Origin of the sequence: Streptomyces recifensis (assembly GCF_002154615.1) — a bacterium.
In the GTDB taxonomy this organism is placed as follows: Bacteria; Actinomycetota; Actinomycetes; order Streptomycetales; family Streptomycetaceae; genus Streptomyces; species Streptomyces griseoluteus.
Genome location: NZ_MUNH01000455.1, coordinates 1 through 4831 on the forward strand (window position 1 = coordinate 1; position 4831 = coordinate 4831).

A 4831-nucleotide genomic window follows, 5' to 3' on the forward strand; every position below is an offset into this window, starting at 1 on the left:
GGCAGCGGCAAGGAGTGAGCACGCATGGCCTACACGATCGACCGCCACCCCTGTGAGGAGTGGCCGCGCCTCGGAGCGATGACCCTACATCCGGAGCCTGAGTCCGTATCTCGCGCGCGGCGCTGGTTCCGGAAGTTCATCACTCCATACCGCCCGGCCTGCTCGATCGACGACTGCACCCTGATGATCTCGGAGCTGGTGACCAACGCCATCTGCTACGGGAAGTCGGATGACCCGTGGCTGGTGCGTGTCGAGTGGTACCGCGAGGGAACTTCGCTCCGTGTCGACGTGCACAACCCGGGCTTCCCGGCGAACGTGCGGCTGCGGCACCCGGAGGCGAACGACGCCCACGGGCGCGGGTTGCTCCTGGTCGACTCCATCGCGGACTCCTGGCACTCCGGGCCCAGCTACCTCGGTGGAACGGTCGTTTCCTTCGTGGTCGCTGATGCCTGGAGGGACTGAAAGGGCCACCACTACGGCTCATATGGGTTCGCATGTAGCGATTCACTGTCGGGTGGCGGGGGGTCAGCGTTTGACGCGGTTGCGGACGGCCAGGACCGCGAGGCCCAGAAGGACGGGCTCGGCTAGCCGGGAGGTCATCTCGATGTAGGTGCCGGCGGTGGTTAGGTCCTGGTCGGCGGAGCGGAAGACCACCGAGTTGAGCGTAACGTTCAGGGCCTTCTCGAAACGCTCGCCGGTGAAACGGTTCCCCGTGGGGTTGCGCGGTTCGTCCCTGTCGATCTCGAATGTGATCGTGCCTCCGCCGGTGGGGACGGTCCCGGTCGCTTCCCGCTTCGGGGCGTCCTCGGGGAGGCCGAAGCTCATGAGGAGCACGATGGTGACGAGCATGGCGGCGGCGAGCCAGCCCAGGGCCCGGGATGCGCGCATACCGTAGCCAGACAGTGCCCAGTAAGCGGTCAGAAGGCTTCGCTCGCTTCGAGGGATGTCGTCGGCGTGGCGGCGCATCTCCATCTCCCCGTAGTAGAAGTCGGCGGCCCCAGGTTCGTGCTTGCCATCCTCGAACGCTTTGCGCAGCGCGCGGTACACCGGCGCCAGTTGCAACGGCCCGACGTGCTCGGCGCCGAACATTGCCACGTTCCAGCCCTGGACGGCCGATGGCTCGCTCGCGCGCCAGTGGTGTTCTTCGGCGAGGGTGCGGCGCTGGGTGAACCGTCGGGGCGCCAGCCCCGCCAATGCACCGCGGCCGGGACCGTGTCGAAGATGCAGGCGCCCTCCAGTCGCAGCTGGTCCAGGTGCACGGTTCCGGTGAAAAGACATCCCGATAGGTCTACGTCGGCGAGGACCAGGTGAGCTGCGTCCACCCCGCGCAACGAGGCCATCCTCACCGCGGCGCCGGGCGCATCGTCAAGCACCCGTTCGTCCACCGGCTGTCCGTCGGGGAGTACGAAGGGGGTGGCCGCCGCGGCGATCGTGAGGGAGTATTCGAAGACAGCGTGGGCGAAGTCCACTGTGGCGTAGCGCAGACGCAACTCAGCCGTCGATGTCCAGCGGGTTCGCAAGCACTCCAGTCGGCGCGCGGCGAACGAGAGGCTCGCTGGGCCGCTGAACGTCGCCTCGGAGAGCACAAACCGCCCAGCGCACACCAAAGGGCCGAGGGTGACCAACCGCTCGAAGGTCGCCTCATCGAACCTAGCATCGCTCTCGAAAATTGCTGACCTGAAGCGGACGGCACCTCGAAATGTGGCGTACTCGAATGAGGCGTGACCCTCGAAGGTCACCTGCCCGAACTGGCCGATTCCCTGGAAGCCAGTTCGCACAAAAGAGCCGTCCTGGAAGCTCGCCGAGTCGAACCGGGCGAGGTGCTTGAAGGTTGCCGAGTCGAACTTGGTGATGCCCTGAAAGGTCGCCGAGTCGAACCACGCGAGGTCGTGGAAGGTCGCCGATCGGAACCCGGCGTAGCCCTGGAAGCTCGCCGAGTCGAAGTGGGCGGAGCCCCGGAAGGTCGCCGAGTCGAACCCCGCAAGGCCCTGGAAGGTCGCCGAGTCGAACCCCGCAAGGCCCTGGAAGGTCGCCGAGTCGAACCCCGCAAGGCCCTGGAAGGTCGCCGAGTCGAACCACGCGTGGCCCCCGAAGGTCGCCCTTATGAAGTAGGCGTCGTCTTGGAAGGTCGCTGAGTCGAACCGGGCTTCGCCGATGCGGGCGTGTCCGGTGGTGGGATCGAGGAGGGCCTCGAGGAGAGCAACAAGAAGGGAATCGGTGAAGGAGGTACCGCGATGGTCGATGTCGGCGCCGGGTATCAGGCCGTCCAGGTAGGCGTCGCGGTCGGCGTCGGCCAGATGGGCGAGGCATGAGGTGTGACCAGGGGCGTGAATCCCGCGGCAGCCGACAGTGTCCTCCGCGGTAGTGCCGTGGCCACAGTGGGGCCAGCCAGGCGGGGTCGGGTGCGGTTCAGGGCTCGGGTGTGGCATACCTGAAGGACGATCGACCACGGTCGATGGTTGCCGCGCTCGCATCCGACACGGCCAGCAAGGAAATCTTCGCTACGGCACTGAAGGACGTATGGAAGTGAATCGTGCGCTAATGAAAATCCTTCGCGCGTTTTGACAAGCGTGTTCAGCACCAGTACGAAGCACCGCGACAAACGGGGTGTATGGGTCGACGATGAGCTCGTCGTTTACCGGGCTGTCAAACAGGCCTGGTGGCCTGTTCGGAGGCGAGTAGCCGCTCGAGACTCCTGCGTTCTGTGTCAAGCACAATGAGCATCCGCGTACGGGTGCGCTCGAAGTCGGGCTCGGCCTCGACGCCGAGGTCATGGCGCAGGGTGACTCGCAGTAGATACACCCCGTCGGACAGAGCGCCACTGAACCAGTCTTTGGCCCGGCTGTACGCCTCGACTCGATTAGAGGCGCTCGGCAACTGCTTTACGACGGAGTACCCGACCCCGAGCGCCCTGTTGAGGGACGAGGCGATTTCGTGGACCTCCTTCGGGAGTGCCATCTGTGCCAATGAGTATTGCTCTGCCCAGGCTTCCTTCGCGGCATCGAGGACTGCTGGTTCGATGCTTTCGCCGCGCTCGGCTGCTCGGATCGCGTCTCGGGCAGCGACCCGGTAAGCGCGAGCCGTGGTGTTCAGGCGGGCGTAGAGATCCCGTCTGGCTTCCTGCGCTCGGTCGTGACGGTCCTCCGCTCGTTCACGATCCGCGCGCTGGTTCTGCTCCCGGGTGACGCGCTGGCTGAGCAGCGCTCCACCCAGAGTTCCGCCCAGCGTTCCTCCGACGCCGATGAGCGCAACTGCAAGCGTGGTAACGTCCACGAGATCCCCCACCTCGTCTGAATTGGCTGTCCGCCGCCCCACGGCGGGCGAAGACGGCGCGGCATCACCGAGTAACGCTCTGCTTTGCATCCTCGGCGCCATCCAATACCGGGATGACAATAGCGAGAGGTGCAGTTGTTGGCTTCGACGTGCGGCATCACCTGTCTCAAGATCCTGTCCACGCCCCGTCCGCAGACACCGGCATAGGCCCGCTCCGGGCCGGATGCGCCTGCACATACGCGAAGACCCCGGCCTCAGCGTTTCCGCTGGTGACGGGGTCTTTGGGAACCTCATGCTGGGCGCCCCGGAAGGATTGGCTCGTCCTGTGACCACCTCAGGGTAAGACTGTCCGCGCTTCCGTAAAACAGCTCACCTCGGCCGCGACCGGCTCCCCGTCGAACCGCACGAGCCGGATGCCGCAGTCGAAGGTGATCGCGAGAGGTTCTCTTAGAAATCTACCGAAAGGCTATTGACTTATGCCGCCAGGCGTGGATCGTAGTTAGTAGCCCATAACACCGAAAGAGTTGCAAAGTCGATCAGGACGTCTAGTCGGCGAAGTGACTTGGACAGGATATGGTTCAGGCCCCCAGCAAGCCGGCGCGATACCGAGACGACAGTGACGACTGGAGTTTCAGGACACGCGCAGTACTACTGGGGACTGTTTTTTGCCCTCAGCGCGCGGCCACTGCACTGTGCTCTACCCCGACGGTCAGCCGGCCGAGATCGGCTACCGGGGGTCCCAGTTGATCAACCGACCCTCAGGCCCCTGAACTTGTCCGGGGGTCTTGCCGTTTGCCGGGGCTGGCCTGGGCAGACGGCTCAAGATCCCGTCCACGCCTCGTCCACAGACCCTGGCTTACGGCCGCTCCGGGCCGCATACGCCTGCACATACGCGAAGACCCCGGCCTCAGCGTTTCCGCTGGTGACGGGGTCTTTGGGCACCTAATCCAAGGTGCCCCCGGCAGGATTCGAACCTGCGCACACGGCTCCGGAGGCCGTTGCTCTATCCCCTGAGCTACGGGGGCGTGTCGGGCGTTGCGCTGGGCGCTTGCGGCGACGGGTAGAACCCTAGCAGGTCTTGCGGGGTGATCAGGAACGGGTTTGCCCAGGCGGGGTCGGCCTTGCAGGGGCGCTCGGGTGCAGGGCGTTGTTCTGCGGCTTGGCCGGAGCCTGGCCAGGTGCGAGGCATAGGTCCGGCACCGGTGGGTCGGGGGAGTTTCCTGTGACTGGCGGCGCCTTCCCGCTTCCTTAAGGTCGCCCCAGGGATTGCCGGGCGCACTCCGGTGCTCGGCCTGGCCTCCATTCGAGGCTCACCGTCTCCGTGGGCCGGGATCTGGCGCCGGCCGGTGTCTGCTCCTACGGCGTCCCTCCGCGTCCGCGGCCCGGGACCTCGCATCCGCCGGCATCCAGTCCGCGGTGTCTCTCCGTATCCGTGGTCCCGGCCCTGGCACCGGTCGGCATCCACCCGTGCGGAGCCCCTCCGGGTCAATGGCCCCGGCCCGCGCTGGCCGGCATCTGCCCCAACTGGGTCCCACCGTCTCCCTGGTCCCCCCAGCGG

General features: G+C 66.0%; 4 protein-coding genes and 1 tRNA gene. 1 reads left to right on the forward strand and 4 read right to left on the reverse strand.

Going from position 1 to position 4831, the window contains the following annotated elements:
- Positions 1 to 24 precede the first annotated feature (24 nt).
- Complete coding sequence (locus CCN33_RS22540; RefSeq protein WP_086695349.1) at positions 25 to 462, forward strand: ATP-binding protein; 438 nt, start codon at positions 25 to 27, stop codon at positions 460 to 462.
- 63 nt (positions 463 to 525) lie between these two features.
- Here the strand turns inward: CCN33_RS22540 and CCN33_RS33210 are convergent, their stop codons facing one another.
- The 4 genes from CCN33_RS33210 to CCN33_RS22555 form a co-directional block, all read right to left on the reverse strand.
- A complete protein-coding gene (locus tag CCN33_RS33210; protein WP_244173906.1) occupies positions 526 to 888 on the reverse strand; it encodes a hypothetical protein in 363 nt (120 codons plus the stop codon).
- A gap of 29 nt (positions 889 to 917) precedes the next feature.
- Complete coding sequence (locus CCN33_RS22545; protein ID WP_244173907.1) at positions 918 to 2429, reverse strand: pentapeptide repeat-containing protein; 1512 nt, start codon at positions 2427 to 2429, stop codon at positions 918 to 920.
- 217 nt (positions 2430 to 2646) lie between these two features.
- Positions 2647 to 3273, reverse strand: a complete 627-nt coding sequence (locus CCN33_RS22550; RefSeq protein ID WP_244173908.1) for a hypothetical protein — start codon at positions 3271 to 3273, stop codon at positions 2647 to 2649.
- A gap of 953 nt (positions 3274 to 4226) precedes the next feature.
- A tRNA-Arg gene (locus CCN33_RS22555) sits at positions 4227 to 4298 on the reverse strand.
- Positions 4299 to 4831 lie beyond the last annotated feature (533 nt).